Genomic DNA, 25,349 nt, shown 5'->3' with positions numbered 1-25,349 from the left:
TCCCGAGGTGTGAGCGAGACCCCCTTACGAGGTGATGTCCTTGCGCGTGAACCGCCAGAACGCGAGGCCCCAGCACACGGTGGCGTAGACGATCGCGCTGATCGCGCCTTTGACCAGGTCGTCCACCTGCGCCGGGGTGGACAGCAGACCCATCCAGGCGTCGCTGTAGTGCGTCGGCAGCCCGTTGCGGATCACGCCCAGCGCGGTGATCTGGTCGAGGATGCTGGACAGGATCCAGATCATCACCGCGCCGCCGACCGCGCCCAGCGGGGCGTCGGTCAGCACCCCGAGCAGGAAGGCCAGCCCGGCCACGACCAGCATCGTGACGCCCAGATAGCCGGCGATGCCGAGCAGCCGCAGCAGGCCCGCCCCGGGCGCGATCTCGGCCGCCACCGTGCTGCCGAGCGGATGCCACCCGTAGCGCAGGGTGCCGGCGAGCAGCCCGACCCCGGTCAGCACGATCAGCGCGACCGCCGAGTACGCCAGCGCGACGATCAGCTTCACCGCGAGCAACCGGGCCCGCGGCACCGGCACGGCCAGCAGATAGCGCAAACTGCCCCAGCTGGCCTCGCTCGCCACGGTGTCACCGCAGAACAGCGCGACCACCACCACCAGCAGGAACCCGGCCGACACGGCCAGGCAGAACAGCGCGAAGTTGAGGCCGCCCGAGGTGGCCAGGTCGACCAGGCTGCCGAACGCGCCGCCGTTGCCGTCGTCGTCGCCCCCGCTGTCGAACTCGAAGGCGATCAGGATGATGAGCGGCAGCACCGCCATGAACCCCAGGCCCAACTGGGTGCGCCGGCGCGACGCCTGCCGGCGCACCTCGGCCATGATCGGCAGCGTGCGTGACGGCCGGTAGCCGGTCGCGCCTGCCTCAGCCTGAACGCTCATCGGTCCCCACTTCCCCGCGAGTTCTCGCCGACCAGGGCGAGGAAAGCATCTTCGAGACGGCGGCGCGGCACCACCCGGTCGACGGCGACTCCCGCGCGCACCAGCGACGCCACCACCTCGGAGCGGGGCGTGCCGTTCATGTCCACGATCAGGCCGGACGGCCCGTCGGGCAGCACCGAGCGCACACCCAGCTCCCCCAGCACGCGCTCGGCGGCCGGCACGTCGGAGACCTCCAGCTGTACCGACGGCGAGTCACCGACGATCTCGTCGACCGGCCCGGACGCGACGATCCGGCCCTTGTTGACCACGACCGCGTGCGTGCAGGTCTGTTCCACCTCGGCCAGCAGGTGGCTGGAGACCAGCACGGCCCGGCCGTCGGTGGCGTACCGCTTGAGCACCCGGCGCATCTCGGCGATCTGCGGCGGGTCCAGCCCGTCGGTCGGCTCGTCCAGCACCAGCAGCTCGGGCAGGCCGAGCATGGCCTGGGCGATGGCGAGCCGCTGCCGCATGCCGTGGCTGTACTTCTTCGTACGCCGGTGCACCGACGAGCCCAGCCCGGCGATCTCGAGCGCCTCGTCGAAGCGGGCGTCCTCCCACGGGCGCCCGGTGGCTTGCCAGTACGCCCGCAGGTTCTCCATGCCGGTCAGGTGCGGCAGGAAACCCGGCCCCTCGACCAGCGCGCCGACCCGCGACAGCACCGGCGAGCCCGGCACCAGCTTGTGCCCGAACACCAGCGCCTCACCCGCGGTCGGCATGGTCAGGCCCATCAGCACACGCAACGTGGTGGTCTTGCCCGCGCCGTTCGGGCCGAGCAGACCAACCACCTGGCCCCGCTGCACGGTGAAGCTGATCTCTTCGACGGCGACAAACCCGTCCCCGTACGCCTTGCGCAGGCCCTGCACCACCAGAGGCGTGTCGGCGTGCTCGGGCACGGTCGGGGTGTGCTGCCCCCGCAGACGGCGCCGCCGCACGAGCAGCACCACTGCGAGCCCGAGGACGATCGCCGCCAGCAGCCCGGCCAGCACGTACCGCCAGATCGTCTGCGGGTTCGCGATCGGCTCCCCCACCACGGTCGGCAGCAGCAGCTCGGTGCCCACCTGCACGGTGTAGGTGGCGGGCTGCACCGGCGAGAGGAACGCCTGATCGGTGGTGGCGACGACAACCCGTACGCTGTGACCCGCGTCGATCTGGCGCACGATGGCCGGCAGCCGGACCGTGCGGACCTCCGACTCCTCCAGCGTCGCGGGCAGATCGGTCAGCCGCACCGGGGCGACGAGCCCGGCGCTGAGCGTCTCGGCCCCCGACTGGTCGACGTCGTAGAGCTTGACGAAGAGGGTGGCCTCCCCGGTCGGCGAGGCAGCCCGCAGCCGTACGGTCGGCGACCCCACGATGTCGATCGCCTTTGTCACCGGCCCCGACTCGAAGGTCGCGTGCTGCCCCGGGATGTCGGCGGCGACCCCGGACAGCAGCTCGCTGAGACGCCCGCCGGCGCCCGGCAGCGACGACAGCGCGCCCGGGTTGCCGTTCGGCGGGTTCGCGATCGGCTGCGCCGGGCCCTGCAGACTCAGGCTGGTCGTGCCGGTTCCGCCCAGGCCCGGGTACGCGTCGTCGGAGTACCCGTTGGTGACCAGATCGCGGTCGAGCGCGCTGAAGCCGGCCACCCGCGAGTACGTGAAGTCGTCGGACGGCGTCTTGCCCTCGCCCTTGACGTAGTGGTCGAGCCACTGCGCGGTCAGGAACTTCACCCTGTCCTGATCCGTTTGAGGCCCGGCGCCGCCGTCGTGACCGCCGGTGAACCAGGCCACCCGTACGGGGGTGCCGGTCGCGGCGATCGCGCGTGCGTTGGCGTCGGCCTCGCTGAGCGGGAACAGCGTGTCCACCGCGCCCTGGACGAGCAGCGTGGGCGCCTTGATCCGGCTGAGCGTGGCCGCCGGGCTCGACCGGCGCAGCAGGTCGACGGTCGCCTGGTCGGGGGTGCCGCTGGTGGCGACGTCGAGGTAGGCCCGGCACACGTCGGCCGCGAAACGCCCGCAGGCCGGGTCGACGGTGATGCCGGTGGGCGGCGCTGACGGCCCGGTCAGCTGCGTCGCCGAGGGCGCCGCGCCCCCGTTGCCGAAGAAGACGCCGGCCCAGCCCTTCTTGAAGACGCCGGTGGCCGGGGTGTCGGCCGACTGGGGCAGGAACACGTTGGTGAGGTCGTTCCATGTGATCGACGGGACGATCGCGTCGACCCGCGGGTCCTGCCCGGCCAGCATGAGCGCCAGCGCCCCGCCGTAGGAACCGCCGACCACGCCCACCCGGGGGTCGCCGGCCGCGTCGGTCCGGATCTCGGGCCGCGCGGCCAGCCAGTCGAGCAGGCCCTGCGCGTCGCGGATCTCGTGGTCGGGGCTGTTCAGGTGGATCTGGCCGCCGCTGCGCCCGAAGCCCTCGGCGGTGTACGTCAGCACCGCGTACCCGCGCCCGGCGAGCGACTCGGCGTCGTCGCTGACGGACTCCTTGGTGCCGCCGAAGCCGTGGGCGAGCAGCACCGCGGGCACCTTGCCGTCGCGGTCGCGGGGCAGATAGAGCCGGGCGTCGAGGGTCACATTCTCGTTGCCCTCGGGACCGGAGGCAACCGTGATCATCTCGTCCTGCGCCGTCCAGCTCGCGCGCTCGGGCCACACGGCCCAGCCGACGAGGCCGGCCAGCAACACAACGACGGCCGAGGCGGCCAGAACACGCCGCCGGGTGGGCCGGGGCAGCCGGCTCGTCCATGACATGAGCGAAACGGTATCCGCCGACGTCTGAGCGGTGCCTGTGAAACCTCTCAGGAGCCCTCGGGCGATAGCGTGGACCATGGGATTCCGAAGCTCTATCGACAGGGGCCTGCGTGACTGACGAATTGACCCTGACCGCGACGCTGCGGCCGACCGGGCTGGACGACCGTCGCGGCATCGTCCGGCTGCACCCCGACGTCATGACCGCACTGTCGATCAACGCCGGTGATCCCGTACGCCTGAGCGCCACCCGCACCACCGCGGCGCTCGCGGCCAAGGCCCAGCCCGGGGCGAGCCGCGAGTTCCTCTACGCCGACGACCTCACCCTGGGCAACCTGGGACTGCGCGACGGCGGCCGGGTCACCGTGTGCAGGCAGCCGGCGGTCGCGGCCCGGCACGTCGTTCTGGCCGGCGCCGCCGACGTGGTCGCCCTGGTCTCGCCCGAGATGCTGCGGCTGGCGCTGCTCGGCAAGGTGGTCACCGAGGGCGACAACGTCTCGCTGCGCCCGCAGGAGCTGATGCCGGTCGCCGGCCCCGACATCGGCCAGAGCCTGCGCAACCGCCTCGGCTATCAGTGGAACACCGCGCTGCTCACCGTGATCGAGACCGACGGCGCCCTGATCACGATGGATACCGTGGTCGGCTGGCAGGACGGCCCGGTCTCGTCCCCGGTGCCCGGCCCCTCGGTGCGGCCGGAGGCGCCCGCGGCGACCGACCCCGAGGTGCCGCCGCCCAGCCTGGACGACCTGCCCGGCATGCGGGCCCAGGCCAAGGAGCTCGAGGAGCTGCTCGACCTCGGCTTCAACCACAAAGAGGTGCTGGAGCGCCTGGGCACCGAGGTCTCGCTGGGCGTGCTGATCACCGGGCCGGCCGGCTCCGGCAAGTCGGCGCTCGTCCGCGCGGTCGCCGCGCAGGTCGGGGCGCGGGTGCTGCCGGTCTGGGCGCCCGAGATCGCCGCCCTGACCAACCAGTCGGCCGCCGCCCGGCTGCGTGAGCTGGCCCGCGAGGCGCGGACGGGCGAGCCGACGGTCGTGCTCTTCTCGGACGCCGACTCGCTGGCGCCGCGCGAGGAGCCCGGCCCGATCAGCGTGATCTTCCACCAGGTGGTCGAGGAGACCGTGCGCGCCGGGGTCGCGGTGATCGCCACGACGAGCCGGCCCGAGTCGGTCGACCCGTCGCTGCGCGCGCCGCACCTGCTGGCCACCCAGCTCGCCGTGCCGCTGCCCGACGCGGCCATGCGCCGCGAGCAGCTGGGCGTGCTGACCCGCAGCCTGCAGCTGGCCGAGGACGTACGCCTGGACGAGATCGCCGGGCGCACCCCGGGCTTCGTCGCGGCCGACCTGGGCGCGCTGGCCCGCGAGGCCGGCGTCCGCGCCGCGCTGCGGCAGAAGGACGGCGACGTCGAGAAGCCGACCGTGGCCATGGCCGACTTCGAGGCCGCGCTCGACGTGGTCCGCCCGACCTCGATGGCCGAGTCCACCCTCGAGGTGGCCGCCGTGACCCTCGACGAGGTCGGCGACATGGCCGAGGTCAAGCAGGTGCTCACCGAGTCGGTTCTGTGGCCGCTCAACTACCCCGACACGTTCGCCCGGCTCGGCGTCTCGCCCCCGCGCGGCGTGCTGCTCTACGGCCCGCCCGGGTGCGGCAAGACCTTCCTGGTCAAGGCGATCGCGGGCACCGGCAAGGCCAACGTGCTCTCGGTCAAGGGCGCCGAACTGCTCAGCAAGTGGGTGGGCGACAGCGAGCGGGCCGTCCGTGAGCTGTTCCGCCGGGCCCGCGACGCCGCGCCCACGCTGGTGTTCCTCGACGAGGTCGACGCGCTGGCCCCGACCCGCGGGCAGGGCACCGACGGTGGCACGACCGACCGGGTGGTGGCCTCGCTGCTGACCGAGCTCGACGGCGTGGAGGACCTGCGCAACGTCGTGGTCATCGGCGCCACCAACCGGCCCGACCTGATCGACCCGGCGCTGCTGCGGCCCGGACGGCTGGAACGGCTGGTCTACGTGCCGCCGCCGGACGCCGAGGCGCGCGCGGCGATCCTCAAGGCGTCGTCGAAGTCGGTGCCGCTGGACGAGTCGGTCGACCTGGCCGCGCTCGGGGCCGAACTGGAGGGCTTCTCGGCGGCCGACTGCGCGGCCCTGATCCGGGAGTCGGCGCTGGCGGCGATGCGGGACTCGCTGGAGGCGTCGACCGTCACCGCCGCCAACGTCGCGACGGCGCGCACCCGCGTACGGGCGTCACTCGACCCCGGTCAGGTGGCGTGGCTGGCGGCGTACGCCGAGACGCATCAGCCCTAACGCCGGCGGGTGCGGGCCCTGGTTGAGCGCAGCCGGCGCAGGCGGCCGACCAGCACCGGGTCGTGCTCGAGGGCGGCCGGGTTGTCGAGCAGGGCGTTGAGCAGCTGGTAATAGCGCGTCGAGGACAGGCCGAACGTGTCGCGGACGGCCTGTTCCTTGCTGCCCGCGTGCTTCCACCAGCGCGCCTCGAACGCGAGAATCTGCTGCTCACGCTCGGTCAGACCGGACACCTGAGGGCCGGGCTCGGAGGCGGGCGGTACGTGCTGCTGGTCTTCGGAGGAGTCCGCGGCCGGCTGCATGACACTCCAAAAGAGAAAGACGAGCACAGATGTACGAACGGGGACCGTCAGCATAAGCACCGACAGCCCCCGCCCGCACACGCGACCCGCGTTACGTCACGTAATGTCCCGACTACGTATGGCCCACATGGCGGCGCCCACGATGAGGACGAAGACCCCGGCCAGCAGGCCGCCCGCCATCGGCCAGGTCAGCGTCAGCGAGTCCGGCTGGCAGCCGCCCGACGACGAGAAGTCGCACGAGTTGTAGTCCTCGATCTTGATCTCCTTGTCCATCCAGGCGATCATCCAGACCGGAATCAGGTAGGCCTCGGCGAACTTGACCTTGGCCATCGCCAGCACGGTGCCGAGTCCGAACTGGAACACGATCACCGCGCCGATCGTCACGCCCAGCGCCATCGCGGTGTGCCGGCCCAGCGAGGCCAGCCCGAATCCGACGGCCGCGGCCACCAGCACCAAGGCCAGCCCGCGCAGCTCCATCAACGCGATCGACTGCCAGGCGCCCGAGGTCATGCTCTCGGTCGAGCCGCGGGCCTCGGCCACCCCGACGAACAGGGCCGTCCAGATCGCCGAGCAGACCACGGTCAGCACGGTGAACGAGACCAGCAAGGCGGCCAGCTTGGTGCCCAGCACCTGCATCCGCTTCGGCCGCCAGAGCAGCAGGTTCATCATGCCGCCGCTGCTCCACTCGGCGCCCACGAACGACGCGCCCACGATGAACGCGACCAGCGCGAGCAGCGCCGCCAGCGTGGTCGCCATCTCGGGAAAGTTCTCGCGGAAGTCGAAGGTCGGCGGCATGTACCACTGCGCCTGGAAGTCGTCCTGGGTCGGCGCGTACATGTCCGCGCAGTTCGGCGGCCAGTTGCTCGCCTCCGGCGTGCCCTGGGCGGCCTGGCAGCTCTGCTGATCGCGCTGGTACTGCACGGTCGCGCGCTGGTAGTCCTGCTGCGCCTGGGCCTGCGCGCGGGCGACCTGATCAGGCCCGACCTTCTCGTTGGTGAAGAACATGCCGGCCACGATCGCGAGCAGGATCAGCACCGTGCCCAGCACGAACAGCTTGGTGAAGCGGCGCTTGACCAACCGCTTGGTCTCGGCGGTGTACAGGCTCACTGTCCCCATCCTCCGGCCGGCGCGGCCACGGCGCTCTCATCCACCTGACGGTTCTGGCCCTCGACCGGCGCGGTGCCGGTGAGCTCCAGGAAGACGCTCTCGAGGTCGGCCGCGACCGGGGTCAGCTCGCTCACGTAGATCTCACGCTGGGCCAGGATCCGGGTGATCTGCGCGGGGTTGCCGGCGTTGCCGACCGTGAAGTGGTCGTGCTCGACGGTCACCTGGGCGCCGTTGGCCCGCAGCAGCTCGACGGCGCCGCGCATGTCGACGCCCTGTTCCAGCCGCACCTTGACACCGGACGAGGTGTGGCTGGCCAGCACGTCGGCCACCGAGCCCGCGGCCACCCGGCGCCCGGCCGAGATGATCGTGACGGAGTCGCAGATGAGCTGGATCTCGCCGAGGATGTGACTGGAGAGCACGACGGTCATGCCCGACTCGGCCAGGTTGCGCATGAGCGTGCGCATCTCGCGGATGCCGCCCGGGTCGAGGCCGTTGGCCGGCTCGTCCAGGATCAGCAGCTTCGGCTCCTTGAGCAGCGCCGACGCCACGGCCAGGCGCTGCTTCATGCCGAGCGAGTACGTCTTGACCCTGTCCTTGGCGCGGTCACGCAGGCCGACCAGCTCGAGGACGGCGTCGACCCGCTCCTTGCGTACGCCGCCCGCGTCGGCCAGCAGCGAGAGCGTGTCCTGGGCGGTGAAGTTGCCGAAGAACTGCGGGCTCTCCACGATCGCGCCGACCTGACCCGCCACCTCGGGCAGGTGATCGGGAACCTCGCGCCCCAGGATCGCCATCCGCCCGCCGTTGGGCCGGATCAGCCCGAGCAGCGTCCGCAACGTGGTCGTCTTGCCCGAGCCGTTGGGCCCCAGGAAGCCGTGGACCTGTCCCGCCTCGACGACCATGTCGAACCCGTCGAGCGCTCTTCGCACCCCTTTGCGGCTGCGATAGGTCTTCTGCAGCCCGGCTATCTCCAAAACGGCAGTCACGGGCGAGACTCTAGACAGCAGCGTCAATATGCGCTGCTGATCGCCCTCAAGCCGTTATGACGTGCACCCCTGCCTCGCGGAAGCGGGTGACGGTTTCGGCCGGGGCGCCGGAATCGGTCACCAGCGTCTCGATCTTGGTGATCGGGCAGATCCGGGCGAACGCGTGCCCGCCCAGCTTCGACGAATCGGCGATCACCACCACGCGCTTGGCCCGCGCCACCATCAGGCTGTTCATGGCCGCCTCGCCCTCGTGGTGGGAGGCCGCCCCCAGTTCCACGTCGACCGCGTCCACGCCGAGCAGCACGATGTCGAGCGTGACCTCCTTCAGCAGCGCGCCGCCGAGCGGGCCGACCACCTCGAAGGACTGCGGCCGCACGACACCACCGGCCACCACGATCTTCATGCGCGAGCGCACGAGCAACTCGTTGGCGATGTTGAGGGCGTTGGTGACCACGGTGAGCTGGGAGCCCTCGCCGCCCGCGTTCAGGTCGGGCCGTACGGCCAACGCCCGCGCGACCTCGGTGACCGTGGTGCCGCCGTTGAGCCCGACGACCGTGCCCGGGGTGACCAAGCCGGCCGCCGCCTCGCCGATGCGCTGCTTCTCGGCCGAGTGCTTGGCGCTCTTGTAGCGCAGCGGCAGGTCGTAGGAGACGCCGTTGGCGACCGCGCCGCCCCGGGTCCGCGTGATCATCTGCTGCTGCGCGAGCTGGTCGAAGTCGCGCCGGATGGTGGCCTGCGAGACGTCGAGTCGCTCGGCCGCGTCCTCGACGCTGACCCGGCCACTCTCGGCGAGTAACTCGAGCAGGGCATTCCACCGCGCGTACCGGTCCACCCAGACTCCCAGATGCACGTTCCGTGATAAGAGTGTGCACATTAGTGCGCGAAAGCCCGACAAGCAAAGCTCACGGCTGCGCGGTGCGGCGGCGACGGTTGCGTCCGCGCCAGCCTTCCGCGCAGAATGGCGCTCGAAAGTGCCGGGAACTGCGCGCTTATGCGCACAGCGCACGTGGTTGAAGGGTGGCCCATGACGTACGTCAAGGCAGAGATCGCCAGCCAGCCGGAGTGCTGGCGGCGGGCCGCGAAACTGGCCGACGCCCCGGGCCTGCCCGAGCGGGGTGAGCGGGTCGCCGCCGTCGGCTGCGGCACCTCCTGGTTCATGGCCAAGGCGTACGCCGCGCTGCGCGAGCAGAAGGGCCACGGCGAGACCGACGCTTTCCAGGCATCCGAGTTCCCGCGCCGGCGCCGCTACGACCGGGTCGTCGCGATCACCCGTTCGGGCACCACCACCGAGGTCCTCGACGTGCTCAACGACCTGGCCGGAGGCACGCCGACCACGGTCATCACGGCCGAGGAGGCCCAGCCCGCGGCCCGCATCGCCGACCGTTCGATCGTGCTCGACTTCGCCGACGAGCAGTCGGTCGTGCAGACCCGCTTCGCCACCAGCACCCTCGCGCTGCTCCGAGCCCACCTGGGCGAGGACATCGAGTCGGTGGCGGCCGACGCCGAGGTCGCGGTGCGGCTGCCGCTGCCGGTGCACCCGGCCCTGGCCGAGCAGATCACCTTCCTGGGCCGGGGCTGGACGGTCGGCCTGGCCGAGGAGGCCGCGCTCAAGTGCCGCGAGGCGGCCGCGTTCTGGGCCGAGGCCTACCCGGCCATGGACTACCGTCACGGCCCCATCTCGATCGCCGCCCCGCGCCGCGCGGTGTGGGCGTTCGGTGAGGTCCCGACCGACCTGCCCGACGAGGTCGAGGCCACCGGCGCCCTGTTCGTGCACAGCCGGCACCACGGCGGGTACGCCGCGCTCGGCAGCTGGTGCGGCGGCCGGGCCCCGCTCGACCCGATGGCCGACCTGGTCGTGGCGCAGCGCGTGGCCGTGCTGCTCGCCACCAGCCAGGGGCTGGACCCGGATCACCCACGAAACCTGACCCGCTCGGTCGTTCTATAGGCATGGGCGACTGCACCGGAGAAGGCGGAGCGGCCGTAAGGCCAGGAGGGCATGCCCCGACGGCCCAGCGCCGCGTGGTGGTCGCCCTTGATGTGGGCGGGACAGGCATGAAATGCGCTCTGGTCCGCCCGGACGGAACGGTCCACCACACCGAGCGACACCCCACCCGGGCCGAACGGGGGCCGGAGGCCGTGCTCAGCACCATCCTCGACGTGGCCGAGGGGCTGGCGCACAGGGCCCGCGCCGACGGCCTCGAGCCGGTCGCGGCCGGGGTTGCCGTGCCGGGGGTCGTCGACGAGGAGAACGGGCTGGCCGTCTGGTCGTCGAACGTCGGTTTCCGGGACGTGCCGGTCCGGGCGCGCATAGAGGAACGCCTCGGGCTGCCGGCCGTTCTGGGACACGACGTACGAGTGGGTGGCACCGCCGAGGCCCGCCTGGGCGCCGGCCGGGGACACCGGCACGTGCTGTTCGTGGCGATCGGCACCGGCATCGCGGCCGCTCTCATCGTGGACGGCGCCGGTTACGGCGGGGCGCACGGCGGCGCCGGCGAACTCGGCCACATCGTCGTCCGGCCGGGCGGCCCGGCATGCCCGTGCGGGCAGCGCGGCTGCCTGGAGTCGCTGGGCTCGGCCCGGGCCATCGGGTTGCGCTACGCCCAGCTGGCCGGCGTCCCCGGCGCCACCGCGCTCGACGTCGTGACCCGGGCCGGCGAAGGTGACGCGCTGGCCCGTACGGTCTGGCGGGAGGCGATCGAGGCGCTGGCCGACGGCATGGTCATCGCGCAGGCGCTCTACGACGTCGGCGTGTTCGTCATCGGCGGCGGCCTGGCCGAGGCCCGGCAGGAACTGCTGCACCCCCTGGAGAAGGCGTTCCGCGAGCGGGTCACCTTCCACCGCCCACCCGAGTTCGTCCGGGCCGGCCTGGGCGACGAGGCCGGCTGCATCGGCTCGGCCCTGCTGGCCCTCGACCACCTGGAGTCAACACAGTGACAACCCGCATCGGCGGCAGGATCGTTCGGCCCGGCGCGGTCGTCGAGGGTTACGTCGAGGTGGACGGGCCGGTGATCCTGTCGGTCGAGGCCGCCGCGGACGCCGGGAACGACGTGATCGTGCCCGGTTTCGTCGACCTGCACTGTCACGGCGGCGGCGGGCACACGTTCACGACCGGCGAGGTCGGCTCAGCGCGCGGGGCGGCCGAGTTCCACCTGGGCCACGGCACCACGACGATGCTGGCCAGCCTGGTCAGTTCCCCGTTCGAGCTGATGAGCGAGGCCACCGAGGCCTACCGCCCGCTCGTCGAGGCCGGGGTGCTCGCGGGCGTGCACTACGAGGGTCCCTACCTTTCCGGCGTACGCTGCGGCGCGCAGAACCCGGAACACCTGCGCGACCCGTCGATCAAGGAACTGACCGAGCTGCTCGACCTCGGCGGCGTACGGCTGGTCACGATCGCCCCCGAGCTGCCCGGCGCCCTGGAGGCGATCGCTTTCCTGGCCGAGCGGGGAGTCGCCGCCGCGGTCGGGCACACCGACGCCACGTACGAGGAAACTCTGGCCGGGGTGGGCGCGGGCGCGACGGTCGGCACCCACCTGTTCAACGGCATGCGCCCGCCGCACCACCGCGAGCCCGGTCCGGTTGTGGGGCTGCTCTCCTCGCCCGTCGTCTGCGAGCTGATCGCCGACAACATCCACCTGCACCCGGGCATGCTCGCGTTCGCGGCCGGTACAGCGGGCCCCGACAGGGCGGCGCTGGTCACGGACGCGATCAATGCCACCGGGATGGCCGACGGCACGTACGACCTGGGTGGTCAGCAGGTGGTGGTGGCCGATCGGGTGGCCCGGCTGGCCCGCGACGGCTCGATCGCCGGCAGCACGCTGACCATGGACGAGGCGCTGCGCAACACGGTCGCGGCCGGGATCCCGCTGCCCGACGCGGTGGCGATGGCCTCGACCACCCCGGCCCGGGTGCTGGGCCTGGGCGACATCGGAGCGCTCGAGGCGGGGCTGCGGGCAGACCTGGTCGTGCTCACGAGCGACCTGCGGGTCAAGCGGGTGATGCGAGGCGGTCGCTGGGTGTGAGATCGGCAGGCCGTTCCCAGCCGCGCAAGGAGGGCAACGGGATGCGGTCGAACGGGATCCGCTCGATCAGCCGGGCCAGCACGACGCCGAGCAGCACCCCGGCGACCGAGTCGGTGAGCCAGTGGAAGCCGGTGTACACCGTCGTGACGAAGACGATCACCACGGGCAGGACCCTCAGCGCGTACGTCTCGGGGCGGCTCAACGGGCGGCGCAGCAGCGCGACCGCCAGCACCGCGATCACCGTGTACCAGACCAGCGAGTTGCCGAGGTGCCCCGAGGGGTAACTCAGCGCGTACACGCCGGAGGCATCGGGGTTGTGCATGATCACCGGGTTGGGGCCGTCGAACCGGGGCGCGGCCCGATCCGACCAGATCTTGAGCGGGCCGATCGTCAGGTAGGTCAGCACGAACGCCGCCACGAACGGGAACACCGCCCGGACCGATCGGGTGCGCCAGGTCAGCACGCCGGTGAGGATCAGCGACACCGGCATCAGGATCTGCCCGCCCTGGCCCAGATAGTTGAGCACGCGGGCGGTCCAGTACGGCAACCACGGCTGGTGGCTCAGCGACCAGTCGGCCACCCGCTCGTCGAGCCGCAGCAGGTGACCGTTCATCAGCGCGACCGTCAACGCGACGAACGCCGCCAGCAGGGCGACGTCGAGCCACCAGTTCTTCTTCCGCACACCCTCAAAACTAGAGGTAGCGGGCCAGCCTGGCGGCGAGCAGGTCACCCCGAACGCCGGAATTGGGGCATCCGCCGAAGTGGTGCAGCGCCACGACCTTGTTCGTCGCGCGCGACAGCACCGGCGAACCGGACGAGCCGCCCTCGGTGTCACAGAAGTACGCCACGTCCGAGCCGGAGGCGTAACCGTCGTAACCCGGGTCGACCACCGAGCAGTTCCCGGCCTTCTCGCCCAGCGACCCGGCGATGCGGGTGGGCTCGCCCGCCGGGTGCTGCGGCACGTACAGCTGCTGCCCCTTGGCCGGCCGCCTGGTGTCGAGGCTCAGGTGGCCGAACTTCTCGATCGAGGCGAACTTGTCCACCGTGAACAGGGTGAAGTCGTACGTGCGGTCGGTCGCGATCACCTGTGCGCCCCAGACCTTGGTCGGCTGATAGACGTCGTACCCGCCACAGCGCGCGCATTGGTAGTTGAACCAGACCTCGGTGTCGTACGCCTCGGACGAGCTGGTGAAGCAGTGGTTGTTGGTGAGCATGCGGTTCTGTGTCCCGACCCGCCAGCCGGTGCACAGCTCGGTCCCGTTGATCAGCAGCCGGGCGATCGCCTTCGACTTCGTGTAGGCGACCGGGTCGGAGGAGCGGTAACAGACGGCATCGGCCGAGGTGTCGCTGCCGCAGACCGACTCCTCCCGGCCCGTACGCCCGGGGGCGGTGAGCTGCCTCTCGGGCTGACGGCCCTGTTCCGTACGGCTGTAGCCGCGCGCCACCCGGTCGACGTCGACGCCGAGCCCGCCAGCCAGCCGGCCCAGCCCCAGCAGGTCAGGGGCGCCGCGGTGGACCTCGAGCACGGCCGTGTCGCCGGTGACCGACATGGCCCAGCGGTCGCTGTCGGCCGAGTTCTCCGGTGCGTCGTACCGATAGCTCTCGGTGCCGTCGGCGTTGGCGACCGTGACGTAGTCGCCGGGCAGCAGCGCGATCCGCGAGAAGTGCAGCTTCACATAGGAGGCTCCGGGGTAGCGGAACGTCTCCTTCCGGGGACGGCCCCCGAGGTAGCCGAGCAGTTTGGACACGCGGAGCAGCTCGCCGACCCGCTGACGGCCGTTGGCGGCGCCGGATTCGATCGGCCGTTCCACGCTGCCGGGGCGAGGCGGGTTCACCGTGGCCTTCTCGGTCGGCGGCGTCGTCACCGGCGAGCTGGATGGCGGGGTCTCGCTGGTCGCCGTCGGCCCGGTGCGCGGCGTGGCGTTTTGCCCGCTTCCGAGACGCTGGTCGGCCGAGACGGGCGTACGGGCTGCAGCCGGGGCGTCGTGCCAGGTACCGACCGGTTTTCCGTTGTCGCCGGCCGCGCGCCAGGTGGTCGCACCCGTCGCACCCGCCAGCAACACGGCCGCACACGCCGCGATCGCCATGCCTGCCTTACGTCGACCGGTCTTCAACGGCACTGTGGGTAACCCGCCATTCGTATCATTTCTAGAACGTATGTACTGATCCGGCGTTCTCGTACCTGTGTAACGAGCCACGTGCGGCAGCGACGCGCACTCCGCACCGTGCACACTGGTTCGGTGCGCATCACTTCAGCCCTCGTCGACCCGGCGCTGCTGGATCTGCCGTGGGGCATTCCGCTCGAGGACTGGCCGGCCGATCACCTGGTCGCCCTGCCCCAGGGCATCTCGCGGCACATCGTGCGTTTCGTGAAGCTCAACGACGTGGTCTACGCGTTGAAGGAAACCCGCGAACGGATCGCCGAAAAGGAGTACGACCTCCTGCGCGCGCTGGAGCGCATCGACTTCCCCGCCGTCGAGGCGGTGGCGATCGTGACCGACCGCGAGACCCCCGAGGGTGAACCGCTCGAAACCGTGCTGATCACGCGGCACCTGCAGTTCTCGCTGCCGTACCGTGCCCTGTTCTCGCACACGCTGCGGCCCAACACGCTGAACCGCCTGCTCGACGCGCTCGCCGCCCTGATCGTGCGCATGCACCTCACCGGTTTCTCGTGGGGCGACTGCTCGCTGTCCAACACGCTGTTCCGGCGGGATGCGGGCGCGTTCGCGGCCTACCTGGTCGACGCCGAGACCGGCAACCTCTATCCGAAGCTCTCCGAGGGCCAGCGCAGCGAGGACATCGAGATCCTGCGGCTGAACATCTTCGGCGAGCTGCTCGACCTGCAGGCGGCCGAGCTGCTGCACGAGTCGATCGACCCCGAGGCGGTGGTCGACGACATCGTGGCGCGCTACGACCGGCTGTGGCACGAGGTGACGTACGAGCAGGAAGTGCCGCGCGGCGACGCCCGGCACGACATCGAGGGGCGCATCCGGCGGCTCAACGAGCTCGGCTTCGACGTGGCCGAGGTGGCCATGTCCACGGTGGACGGCGGTGTCCGCATCCGGCCCAAGGTCGTCGACGCGGGCTATCACACCCGCCGCCTGCTGCGCCTGACCGGCCTCGACGCCGAGGAGAACCAGGCCCGGCAGTTGCTCAACGACCTCGACACGTACAGGGCGGAAAGCCTGCTGACCGACGAACAGCAGGCCGCCCACCGCTGGCTCACCGAGGTGTTCGAACCGGTCGTGCGCGCTGTTCCGGCCGACCTGCGGCACAAGCTCGAACCGCAGGAGATCTTCACGCAGATCATCCAGCACAAGTGGCTGCTGTCCGAGCGGGCCGGTCGGGACGTCGGCATGGCGCCGGCCGTGCAGTCCTACCTCACCGACGTGCTGGCCAAGAAGCCCGACGAGCAGGCCGTGCTCGGCGTCGAGGTGGAGTCACTCGCCGGCGGCTGAGTCGTCCACCACCAGCTCGGCCGCCTCCCCGAGCAGCGCGCGCAGCCCCGCCCGGCGGGCCACCACCACGACCTCGTCGCCCGCCGACAGCACCCGCCGGTGGTCGGGCAGCCAGTCGACCCACTCCGAGCCGGCCGCGGTCATGCCGATCACCCGGGTGCTCCCGGGTCGCTCGGCCGTCTCGAGCACCGCGCCGTCCAGAGCTGAGCCGGGCATCACCCGAACCACCGCCACCAGCAGCGCGTGCCGCTCGACCGGGATCGTCGCCAGCACCTCGCGCTCCAGCATCGCGGCGGCGAACGCGGGCGCGCACAACCGCGAGACGCTGCGCGAAATGTTGATGTTGAACGCGGCCTGCACCCGCTGGGCGAAGTCGTCGTCGAGCAGCCGCAGCACGACGCGGATGTCCTCGCGGGCGGCCTGGGCGTGCAGCGCGGCCTGCAGGTTGACGGCGTCGTCGGTCGAGACCACCACCAGCGACTGACAGTGATGGATCGAGGCGGCCCGCAGAGTCTCCTCCTGCGCGGCATCCCCCGTGATCACCGGCACGCCCAGCGACTCCGCCACCTTGACGCCGCGCGCTTTCGGATTGCGGTCGATCGCCACCACGTCGAGCCCGAGATCGGTCAGCTGGCGCAGCACCCGGGTGCCGACGGTCCCCAGGCCGACCAGCACGACGTGACCTGAGTGGACCTTGAGAACCTCACCCCGGTCAAGGGCCAGCCTGGTCCTCACCACGCCGTCGACCACGGCCGCGGTGATCAGCGGCAGCAGCGCCACCCCGGCGATCGTCAGCACCAGCTGGGCGGCCTGGGCCACAGGCTGGTTCTCGGGCTCCACATCGGACGAGCCGACCATGGTCAGCAGCGTGACGTAGATCGACTTCCAGAAACCGTGGACATCGGTGAACTGGGTCAGAACGATGCCCGAGATCGCCGTCAAGGCCAGCGTGACCAGCACGGCGATGCCCAGCTTGCGGGTCAGGCCGGCCCGCACCGCCCGGCCGATCGACAACCACGGGCGACGCCGCCGGCCCGCCCGGGCGAGACGACGAGCGGTCACCGCCTGCGCCGCCGGACGGCCGGACGCCTCCGCCAGCACCAGATCACCCGACCTCCGCCCGGACGCCCCAGGCTCGGCGGGCAGCACCGTGATGCGGCCGGTGTCGTTGAACGTGGCCAGCGTCACCAGCGACGACGTCTCGGGCACGTCGCCGCGCCGGGCCACGGTGAGGGTGCGGGCGGCGTACCGGAAATGGGTCGGCGCCACCTCACCGAGCGCGGCGGCGACGAAGGCGGGAGCGGCCATCGCGGCGTCGGACAGCACCGCACAATCGGCGAAGAGCCGGCGGACCCCGTACGCCAAACCGGTGGTGAACATGCGGATCACGAGCCGCAGATCGCCCTCGACGGCCCGCGCGCACAACGCCGCGTGCAGGTTGACCATGTCGTCGGGCATGACCAGGGCCAGAGCGGCGGCCCCGGCCAGACCTGCCTCGCGGAAAGCGCGCTCGTCGAGCCGGGCCGCGATGACCACCCGTACGCCCCGGGCCCGCAGACCGTCGAGGTCGGGAACCGCCGGCCGCAGCTCCGGCGGCGTGATCACGGTCAGCCGGATGCGCCCCGAGTTGGCGAGTTCCTCGGCCAGCGTGTAGACGAGCGCGTCGGACCCGCAGACCACGAAATGGGGCCGGGCATCACCGTTTCGTTCCCGCAGCCTGGCGACCAAGGACCTGCGTACGCCGTCCCGCGCCGAATCCGTAGCCACGCTCGCGATCGTAGCCAGCCGGAACCGCTCGGCGGGGACAGTCGTTGCCCCATCCGACACTTTAGTCCCGATTCTGGTCATGCCAGGAGGAGAACAGTGCGCAAGTTTTGGTATGCCCTCGCCGGTGGGATCTTCCTGTTCGCGGCCGGCCCCGCCCAGGCCGACACGCTCCCCGGCACCGGCGTGGCGCCCGGCGCCGACGTCGCGACCCAGCAGACCGACGAGCAGCTGGCCGACGTGCTCGGGCAGAGCAACGGCATCAACATCGGCAATCCGCTCGGCCACAGCTCCTTGAAGGACACCGCCCTCGGCAAGATCCCGATCGCACAGTTCCAGGCCGGGCAGAACAGCCCCGACCTCAACCCGGCCCTGCCCGGCCGGGACCCCGGCGAACCGCGGCGCGGACTGATCCCGCGCGAGTCCAGTTCGGACTCGCCCGACGTCATCGACCAGCCCGAACTGCCCGCCGCCGACGTGGTGCCCGGCAGCACGCTGCCGATGCAGGGGCTGCCGCTCTACGGCACCGACGTGAGTGGGCTGCCGTGGATGACCAGCCTGCTTCCCAGCGGACAGACCCGAGACTTCACCTCGCCGCCGCCGGCCCGCCAGGCCGAGATGTTCTCCGGTGGGGTTCCGCTGCTGGGCGGCCTCGGCGGCAGGCTTCCCGCCAACTCGCTGCCCTCTTCGCGCGACCTCCCCGCCGGCGACGACCCGGACATTTCCGGGATGCCGGCCGGTGGGATCGCGCTGCTGCCCGCCGCGCTCGGTTCGCCCGCGGCCGCCGCGGGCCCGCTGCTGGGCGCCGGCGGATCGCCGGCGCCTGCCGGCTCGACGCCTCCGGCCGGATCTGCTCCCGCCGCCGGCTCCCCCGGCTCCCCGGGTTCCCCCGCTTCCTCCGCTTCCTCCGCTGACGGTCCCGCTGCTGGTGTTCCCGCCGCGGCTGGTTCGCCCGGTGCCGCCCAACAGAGCCGCCCTTCCGTCCCCGGCAAGCCCGCCAAGGCGCAGAGGCAAAAGAAGCCCGCCCCGGCTGCCACCCCCGACGACCCGCGCCTGCACGAGGAGCCCGTCGAAACCGACGACGCCCCGGAGCACCGCCCGTTCTCAGCCGACGGCCGCCCGGTGGCCGGAATCGACCAGCAGTACCGCTGATTCCACCCGATCATCCCTGTGGACAACCGATTTCCGCAGGTCACGCCCCGCTAAGGTCGGCACCTGTCCCCAGGGCGGGTGGGGGCTTGGGATGGCCGTACAGCGATCTTGATAAACCGATAAAAGAGGCCCGCCCGGCGAAAGCCGGACGAGCCTCTTTTATCTGATACGGGTTACGGGGTGACCGCCGCGATGGCGATCGGGCCGCGGCCGACCACGGCGCCCTGGTCGGTCACGATGGTCACCTCACCCGACAGGGCACGGCCCGCGGGCGGCACCGACAGCGCGGTGACCGTTCCCGAGACATTCGTCGACGCGCCGTTGGCCAGCGTGACCGACGTCGCCGGCACGGTGACCGAGCCGAGCGCCGGGCTGAAGTAGACGTCGAGGTAGTCGAACTCCGTGGTGCCCGCGGGCACCGCGTAGCCGTCCACCACGGCGGTGTAGGCGCCCGCCGCCGGGTTGGTCAGCGTGATCGACTCCTCGGAGTCACCGTCGGCGCTCTGACCGACCAGCACGCCGTCGCGGTAGAGCGACAGGTCCAGGTCGGCGGCGGCGTCGCTGGTGCGGCCGATGGCCACGGTCAGCCGCGTCGAGCCGGCCGGCACCGCGAACTCGTACTCCTGGCTTTCAGCCTCCGCGATGGACGGACGCCGGCTGCTGGAGCTGCCGAGCGGGCCGCCCTGCGCCGACACGGTCACCGGCCCGAAGACGTTCTTCGCGGTGAAGCTCACCGGGGCGGGCTGGTTCACCGTGATGCTGGGCAGCGAGACCGCCTCGGGGGTCAGCTCGAGGCCCTGAATCTTGGCGCTCACCTTGAACGGGTTGCTGACCACCGCGGACGTACGCCGGGACTCGACCTCGATCTCCCAGATGCCCGGGATCGGGTTCTCGTACGACCGCTCCTCCGGCTTGCAGGTCGCCGGGTCGGAGTAGTTGGTGAAGCACTGCGAGGATGCCGTGCTCTCGGCCGGGACGCCCCACGGGTTGATCGCGATCCAGCGGGTCTGCGAACCGGACGCGATGCCCGACAGGTCCACCTGCAGCGCCTTGGCGCCCTCGGGAACGGTCACGTAGTACGACGTCGTGTTCGCGCGGTCCACCTTGCCCGAGAGCGAGGTCGCGTACGCGGGCTTCTTGGTGTCGACGCCGGTGACGACGGTGTTCAGCACCTCGAAGTCGACGACCGGAGTGGTCGGGTCGTCGACCTTGAGCAGCGCGCTCGCCACACCGTTGCTCGGGGCCCGCACCACGACCGGGACGCTGACCGTCTTGTTGAGCGGCAGCGCGACGATTGGGGAGGAGACGAACGACGTACGGTCGCCCTGCCACGTGAGGGTGTGCAGCACCGGGTAGCTGGGGCCGCTGGTGCGGGTCAGCTTGACGGTCTGCACCTTGACCTGGCCCGGCTTGAAACCACCGTCGGCGGCGGCGCACCGGTTGTAGATGCCGGCGCCCTGGCCGGGGGTGACCAGCGAGTCGGCGAGCGGCGTGCAGACCGGGGCGGTCGCCGTGTACGTACGCGTCGGCGACTTCTTGGCCAGCAACTTCCACGCGTCCGGCACGTTGAGCTGGCCGTAGCCCTGCTCGTTGACCTGCTCGCCCGGGATCGGGTCAGCCGATGAGTAGATAGCGCGGCGCAGCGACGGCGGGCTCACCTTGAAACCGTTGGCCTTGGCGGCCGACAGCAGCAGGGCGGCGCCACCGGCGGCCTGCGGGGCAGCCATCGACGTGCCGTTCTGCATCGAGTAGCCCGGCGGCAGGGTGTACGGCACGGTGGTCAGGCCGGGCACGTCCTCCCACGTCGGCGAGAGCGAGACGGCCGAGCCGGGCGCCGCGATGTTCGGCTTGAAGCCGCCGTCCTCACGCGGTCCCCGCGACGAGAACGGGATCAGCTGCAGCGGCGTGCGGGTCTCCGCGCCGTAGTTCGACTTCCAGGTGTCGTCGGAGATGCTGGCCGCGACGCTGACCACCTCGGTCGAACCGGAGGGCTCGCCGATCGTGTTGGTGCCCGGGCCACTGTTGCCGGCCGAGATGAACAGCTGCACGCCGTACTTGGTGATCAGCTGGTTGTAGAGCTGAGCCTGGGCGTTGCTGCCGTCGTTGAGCGCGGGCAGGCCGCCGATCGACATGTTGACGACATCGACGCCCCGGTTGATCACCAGGTCGGCCATGCCGGTGGTCAGCGCGGCGTTGGTGCAGCCGCCGCCCCACGAGCAGGCCCGCGCCGAGACGATCTTCGCGCCGGGCGCCTGGCCGTCGAACGCGGCGTTGCCGAACAGGTCGTTGCCCGCGGCGATGCCGGCCACGTGCGAGGCGTGCAGGCCCTCGGGGATGCCGATGTTGACGAAGTCGGCGGTGCCTTCGATGCCGGCCGGGGTCAGGTCGACGTCCTCGCGGTACTCCACGACGAACGGCATCCGCTCGCTGATCGCGGTCGCCGGGTTGTCGGCGCCGAAGTGGTTGACGTCGAACTTCTCCTTGTACGGCCGCATGACGGCGTCGTCGGTGAAGTCGAAGTTCTGGTTGGTGTCGACCCGGATGTCGTGGCTGACCGGGTCGTACAGAATGCCCCAGGTGTCGGTGGTGTCACCGTCGCGGTTGACGTCGCCCTCGGGCTCGGAGGCCGCGGTGATCGACTCGGCGAACCGGTTGATCCGCCAGTTGCCCGCCGGGGCCTTCCAGGTCTGACTCGCGTACGTGAAGGTCGGCCCGGTCACCGCCGTGAGCATCGCGCGCCAAGTGCCGTCGCCCTCGAGCAGCGGGTCGGTGGCGGTGACCCAGTCGACGATCTTGCGCTCGCCGGTGGTGGTCCTCGCCAGCGCCGGGTGGTCGAGGTCCACACCGGAGTCCATGATGCCGATGGTCACGCCGCGGCCGTCGTACTTGGGGTACTTCTTCTTGAAGGCCACCGAGCCGGTCTCGTCGGTCGGCAGGTACGGGTTCGCGGCGGGCGTCGACGGGCCGGGCGCGGCGAGCTGCGCCGGCTTGCCCGACTTGTCGCGCGGAATGCCCGTCTCGGGCAGCTTGATCGTCTCTTCGAGGTCGACCGCCTTGACGCCGGCGAGTTCCGCGGCCGCCACGACCTTGGCGATCGGCACCGAGGCCAGCACGTAGCCGATCTCGTCGAAGTGCCGGGTCACGACGCCGCCGAGCGCCTTGATCTTCGCGGCCACGTCGGCCGACTTGCCGGCGTCGGTCGCGACGATGACCGTGACGAACTTCTTGTTGGCCGCCTCGGCCTTGGCCAGCAGCTCGGCGTCGTGCGCGCCGAGGGTGTCAGCCGGCGACTCCTTGGGGGTGGCGGGGTTCTCGGCTGCTTCGAGCAGTGCGGCGGGAACCGCGTCCGCGCCCGGCGCCGCCGAGGCCGGAAGCGCACCACTGAACGTCGCACCGGCGGCAACGCCGATCGCAAGCACAGAGGTGAACGTTCGCCGGCCCCATGTGAATTGTTGTCTCACGTACGGGTCCTCCGGAAGGAAGGCGCCCAAGCGGGGGTTCACTGGGCGCATCCACCGGATCCTCCGATCGATCCGCATTAAAGTCACTACGATCGATGACGTTGTGACTAGGCCGTGACATTCGGTTCGGCGCATCTGTGCACGCCCATTTCGCGTGCGTTACCGCAGGTCACGGAAATTGTCGGCGCGGGCTGCCGTATCGCCGCATGCGGAGCTAAATGTCCTTTCCCGACGACCACTCTGCGTTTTACCGCCCATTCCGGCGCGGGTCATTCAAACGAACCGCATGACAGTCGGCCTAGGGGGTTCGTCGTAGCATGGCGGCCGTGACGGAAGGCTTCGTGCTCGGCGTCGACCTGGGAACCTCGCACACCGTGGCCATGCTGCGACGGCCCGATGGGCGCACGCGGCCACTGTTGTTCGACGGGCGCCCCCTGCTGCCGTCAGCGGTCTATCTCGACCCCGGCGGCCGCCTCCACGTGGGCGCCGACGCCCTGCGGCTCGGCCACGCCGACCCGGCCCGTCTCGAACCCCACCCGAAACGCCACGTCGACGCCGACACGGTGATGCTCGCCGACGGCGCCACCGTGCCCGTGTCGAGCCTGCTCGCCGCGCTGCTCGAGGCGGTGGCCCGCGAGGCCGTGGCCACGGCCGGGTTCCTGCCGCCGGCCCGGGTCACCTACCCGGCTTCCTGGGGCGGCCCGCGACGTGCGGTGCTCGTCGAGGCGCTGGGCCGGGCGGGCTGGCCGGACGGGACGGAGCTGCTGCCCGAACCGGTGGCCGCCGCGCGCTACTTCGCCGAGGTGCTGCGCCGGCCCCTGCCCGTCGGTTCCTCGCTCGCCGTGTTCGACTTCGGCGGCGGCACGCTCGACATCGCCGTGGTGCGGCACAACGGCCCGGGCGCCGACTTCTCGGTCACGGCCTCAGGCGGGGCCGACGACCTGGGCGGGCTCGACCTCGACGCGGCCCTCGTCGACCACCTGGGCAAATCGCTGGCCGGCGGCGAACCCGCGGCGTGGAAGGCGCTGACCGACCCGGTGACGCTGGCCCAGTGGCGGGCCCGGCGGCAGTTCTGGGAAGACGTCCGCGGCGCCAAAGAGATGCTCTCCCGCAGCCCGTTCGCCCCGGTCCCGGTGCCGGGCGTCGAGCACGCGGTCCATCTCACGCGCGACGAGTTCGAGGCAACAGCCGATTCCCTCGTACGCCGCGGGGTCGCCGAAGCCGCAGCGGTGATCGCGGCCGCCGGCCTCCAACCGCCCGAGTTGGCCGGTCTGTTCCTGGTCGGCGGGTCCTCCCGGGTACCGCTCGTGGCCCGGTTGCTGCACAGCGAACTCGGTATCGCCCCCACGGTCCTCGAACAGCCCGAACTCCCGGTCGCTGAGGGCGCCACCCTCGACCAGGCCCGCCCCACCGCCGGCGAGCCGACGGCCGGTCCGCCCACCGCGCCCGCCGACCGCCCACCGACCGCGACGATGGCTTCGACCCTGGCCGCGCCGACGCCCACACCCACGCCGCCCCCTCCTGCCTCCGGGCCGGCGCCGACCCCGACAGCCCCGCCCGCGCCGGCCGACGACCGGCACTACGCCGAACCCGTCGACCCCTGGGCCACCGGCGAGGCCGCCGCTATCGCCGCAGGCGGCCACGCCCTCCCCGGCTCCCCGTCGCTGCCCGGCTCGGCCGCGCCCTTCGGCCCGCCCAGCCACGAACCGTGGCTCGCCTCCGACCATACCCCGCACCCCGGCCCACCCCACAACCGTCCGCCCGGAGCCCCAGCGGCGCCAGCAGCGAACCGGCCCGCCCGCAGCCGCCGCCCCTGGGCCGTCGCCGGCGCGGCCGCGGCCGTCGTCGTCATCGCCGCCGGAGCCGCCGTCGCCTGGGCTTTCTGGCCGCGCTACCCGGCCCTCGACTACCAGACACTCGGCAACCCGGTCCACGTCACGCCGGCCGTCCCCTTCACCAGCGGGCTCCGCGACGCCGTCATCCGCGACAACCGTGCCTACCTGGCCAGCACCGACTACGAAACCGGAAGGATCGGCGTCGTCGCCATCGACACCGGCACCGACAAACCGGCGTGGAGCAAACCCGACGCCGGCACAGCGCCCGGCACTGTCAAAGCCTGGGAAGCCGTCATCGCCCTCCCCGTCGGAGTCGCACTGATCAGCGACGGCGACTACACCACGAAAACCCGCGAACTTGTCCTCCTGGCCGCCGCCGACGGCAGACAACTGTGGAAACGAACCCTCGGCGACGACGACCAGGTCTGGTTCGCGGGCGACCGGGCCGTCGTGGCCGACCGCAAGAACAAACAACTCCTCGGCCTCGACATGACCAACGGCCAGGAACGCTGGACCCAGCCCGACCCCGAAGGCTCCCAGCCCGACCTGATCACCGTCACCACACCCGCCGACCTCTCCGGCCCCGCCGGCGCCACCGGCCGTCCCCTGTCACCCGACCTCGGCGACGACCCCCGCCTCGTGCAGATCGGCGGCGACGACTCCGTACGGGTGCTCGACGCCAACACCGGAAAGGTCCTGGTCAGCCGCCCCGACGTCGCCGACACGACCGACGACGTGATCGCCCACAACGGCCGGCTCATCGTGCGCGAATCCGACGGCGCCCACCGCCTCGTCGCGTACGGGCTCGACAAGCTCGACGGCGTCGACATCATCTACACCTCGGCCTCCCGTGACGCCAGGCTCTGGCGGCTCACCGCCTGCGGCGACGACCGCGTGTGCACGCTGGAAGGCACCGGCCCCGGCGACGCCAACGCCCAAGTGGTCGCGGTCGACATCCCCGAAGGCAAACCCGCCTGGAAAGCCGCCGCACCCCAAGCCGACCTGATCATCCCCGTCGGCCAAGCGGTCATCACCGCGGGCGCCTCGGAAAACCGGCTCACCGACGCCGACGGCGAAACAGTCTGGGCCGGCCCGCAAGCGGCCGCCCGCCTCGACGCGGCCAACGTGCTCGAACTCAGCAAACCCTTCGCCGGATACCCCGACGACCCCGCACTCGCCGGTCGGCACCTCGGCGACCAGCCCGTGCAACTCGGCCCGCTCAGCGACGTCAACACCGGCACCTGCTCGTGGAACACCACCCACCTGGCCTGCGCCACCGGCGAAGACTTCGTCCTCATCAGATTCGCCAAATAGAAGGCACAAAAAA

At 71.5% G+C, this 25,349-nt stretch carries 17 protein-coding genes; 7 read left to right on the top strand and 10 right to left on the bottom strand.

The window, feature by feature from the left end; translation table 11 throughout:
* Positions 1-24: 24 nt before the first annotated feature.
* Positions 25-891, bottom strand: a complete 867-nt coding sequence (locus C8E87_RS18120; protein ID WP_133874188.1) for an ABC transporter permease — start codon at positions 889-891, stop codon at positions 25-27.
* Positions 888-3,650, bottom strand: a complete 2,763-nt coding sequence (locus C8E87_RS18115; protein ID WP_133874187.1) for an alpha/beta fold hydrolase — start codon at positions 3,648-3,650, stop codon at positions 888-890. Before C8E87_RS18115 ends, C8E87_RS18120 begins: the two co-directional genes overlap by 4 nt.
* Before the next feature lie 110 nt (positions 3,651-3,760).
* Here C8E87_RS18115 and C8E87_RS18110 point away from each other — a divergent pair, with 110 nt between their 5' ends.
* Complete coding sequence (locus C8E87_RS18110) at positions 3,761-5,944, top strand: AAA family ATPase (RefSeq protein ID WP_133874186.1); 2,184 nt, start codon at positions 3,761-3,763, stop codon at positions 5,942-5,944.
* Here C8E87_RS18110 and C8E87_RS46935 read toward each other — a convergent pair.
* The 4 genes from C8E87_RS46935 to C8E87_RS18090 are packed head-to-tail and all read right to left on the bottom strand — an operon-like array spanning position 5,941 to position 9,165.
* Positions 5,941-6,297, bottom strand: a complete 357-nt coding sequence (locus tag C8E87_RS46935; protein ID WP_438866180.1) for a DUF3263 domain-containing protein — start codon at positions 6,295-6,297, stop codon at positions 5,941-5,943. The two genes, C8E87_RS18110 and C8E87_RS46935, sit on opposite strands and share 4 nt — an antisense overlap.
* A gap of 42 nt (positions 6,298-6,339) precedes the next feature.
* On the bottom strand, positions 6,340-7,359 hold the full coding sequence (locus C8E87_RS18100) for an ABC transporter permease subunit (protein ID WP_307870786.1): 1,020 nt from the start codon (positions 7,357-7,359) through the stop codon (positions 6,340-6,342).
* A complete protein-coding gene (locus C8E87_RS18095; protein WP_133874183.1) occupies positions 7,347-8,333 on the bottom strand; it encodes an ATP-binding cassette domain-containing protein in 987 nt (328 codons plus the stop codon). The genes C8E87_RS18100 and C8E87_RS18095 overlap by 13 nt, the downstream gene beginning before the upstream one ends.
* 46 nt (positions 8,334-8,379) lie before the next feature.
* The gene (locus C8E87_RS18090) at positions 8,380-9,165 is read right to left on the bottom strand and encodes a DeoR/GlpR family DNA-binding transcription regulator (RefSeq protein ID WP_133874182.1); all 786 of its coding nucleotides are present in this window, start codon (positions 9,163-9,165) and stop codon (positions 8,380-8,382) included.
* Positions 9,166-9,357: 192 nt separating this feature from the next.
* Here C8E87_RS18090 and C8E87_RS18085 point away from each other — a divergent pair, with 192 nt between their 5' ends.
* The 3 genes from C8E87_RS18085 to nagA are packed head-to-tail and all read left to right on the top strand — an operon-like array spanning position 9,358 to position 12,352.
* On the top strand, positions 9,358-10,278 hold the full coding sequence (locus tag C8E87_RS18085) for an SIS domain-containing protein (RefSeq protein ID WP_133874181.1): 921 nt from the start codon (positions 9,358-9,360) through the stop codon (positions 10,276-10,278).
* A 2-nt stretch (positions 10,279-10,280) separates the two neighbouring features.
* Positions 10,281-11,267 (top strand): ROK family protein, encoded by a 987-nt coding sequence (locus C8E87_RS18080; RefSeq protein ID WP_133874180.1) that lies wholly within the window; start codon positions 10,281-10,283, stop codon positions 11,265-11,267.
* A complete protein-coding gene (gene nagA, locus C8E87_RS18075; protein ID WP_133874179.1) occupies positions 11,264-12,352 on the top strand; it encodes an N-acetylglucosamine-6-phosphate deacetylase in 1,089 nt (362 codons plus the stop codon). The genes C8E87_RS18080 and nagA overlap by 4 nt, the downstream gene beginning before the upstream one ends.
* Here the strand turns inward: nagA and C8E87_RS18070 are convergent.
* Positions 12,318-13,034, bottom strand: coding sequence for a phosphatase PAP2 family protein (locus C8E87_RS18070; RefSeq protein WP_239080558.1), 717 nt, complete (start codon positions 13,032-13,034; stop codon positions 12,318-12,320). The genes nagA and C8E87_RS18070 overlap by 35 nt on opposite strands.
* A 10-nt stretch (positions 13,035-13,044) precedes the next feature.
* Entirely contained in the window at positions 13,045-14,466 is a 1,422-nt protein-coding gene (locus tag C8E87_RS18065; RefSeq protein ID WP_239080557.1) for a trypsin-like serine peptidase, read from the bottom strand.
* Between the two features lie 126 nt (positions 14,467-14,592).
* On the opposite strand from C8E87_RS18065, the gene C8E87_RS18060 reads away from it, so the two are divergent.
* Positions 14,593-15,810 carry a DUF4032 domain-containing protein gene (locus C8E87_RS18060; protein WP_133874178.1) on the top strand — a complete coding sequence of 406 codons (1,218 nt, stop codon included), beginning with the start codon at positions 14,593-14,595 and terminating at the stop codon, positions 15,808-15,810.
* Here C8E87_RS18060 and C8E87_RS18055 read toward each other — a convergent pair.
* Positions 15,793-17,577, bottom strand: a complete 1,785-nt coding sequence (locus C8E87_RS18055; RefSeq protein WP_239080556.1) for a potassium channel family protein — start codon at positions 17,575-17,577, stop codon at positions 15,793-15,795. The two genes, C8E87_RS18060 and C8E87_RS18055, sit on opposite strands and share 18 nt — an antisense overlap.
* 96 nt (positions 17,578-17,673) lie before the next feature.
* Between C8E87_RS18055 and C8E87_RS18050 the strand changes: the two genes are divergently transcribed.
* A complete protein-coding gene (locus C8E87_RS18050) occupies positions 17,674-18,726 on the top strand; it encodes a hypothetical protein (RefSeq protein WP_133874176.1) in 1,053 nt (350 codons plus the stop codon).
* Between the two features lie 173 nt (positions 18,727-18,899).
* On the opposite strand, the gene C8E87_RS18045 is transcribed toward C8E87_RS18050, so the two are convergent.
* Positions 18,900-22,187 carry a S8 family serine peptidase gene (locus C8E87_RS18045; RefSeq protein ID WP_438866072.1) on the bottom strand — a complete coding sequence of 1,096 codons (3,288 nt, stop codon included), beginning with the start codon at positions 22,185-22,187 and terminating at the stop codon, positions 18,900-18,902.
* A 317-nt stretch (positions 22,188-22,504) separates the two neighbouring features.
* Between C8E87_RS18045 and C8E87_RS18040 the strand changes: the two genes are divergently transcribed.
* Entirely contained in the window at positions 22,505-25,336 is a 2,832-nt protein-coding gene (locus C8E87_RS18040) for an Hsp70 family protein (RefSeq protein WP_133874174.1), read from the top strand.
* Positions 25,337-25,349: the final 13 nt, after the last annotated feature.

Source organism: Paractinoplanes brasiliensis, assembly GCF_004362215.1.
In the GTDB taxonomy this organism is placed as follows: Bacteria; Actinomycetota; Actinomycetes; order Mycobacteriales; family Micromonosporaceae; genus Actinoplanes; species Actinoplanes brasiliensis.
The sequence above is the reverse complement of the archived record's forward strand: the minus strand, read 5'-3'. Positions and strand labels throughout refer to the sequence as shown.

Coding starts and splice junctions, on each gene's coding strand:
- C8E87_RS18120 (WP_133874188.1), bottom strand. CDS start 891: ATGAGCGTTCAGGCTGAGGCAGGCGCGACCGGCTACCGGCCGTCACGC.
- C8E87_RS18115 (WP_133874187.1), bottom strand. CDS start 3,650: ATGTCATGGACGAGCCGGCTGCCCCGGCCCACCCGGCGGCGTGTTCTG.
- C8E87_RS46935 (WP_438866180.1), bottom strand. CDS start 6,297: ATGCTGACGGTCCCCGTTCGTACATCTGTGCTCGTCTTTCTCTTTTGG.
- C8E87_RS18100 (WP_307870786.1), bottom strand. CDS start 7,359: ATGGGGACAGTGAGCCTGTACACCGCCGAGACCAAGCGGTTGGTCAAG.
- C8E87_RS18085 (WP_133874181.1), top strand. CDS start 9,358: ATGACGTACGTCAAGGCAGAGATCGCCAGCCAGCCGGAGTGCTGGCGG.
- C8E87_RS18080 (WP_133874180.1), top strand. CDS start 10,281: ATGGGCGACTGCACCGGAGAAGGCGGAGCGGCCGTAAGGCCAGGAGGG.
- C8E87_RS18040 (WP_133874174.1), top strand. CDS start 22,505: ATGGCGGCCGTGACGGAAGGCTTCGTGCTCGGCGTCGACCTGGGAACC.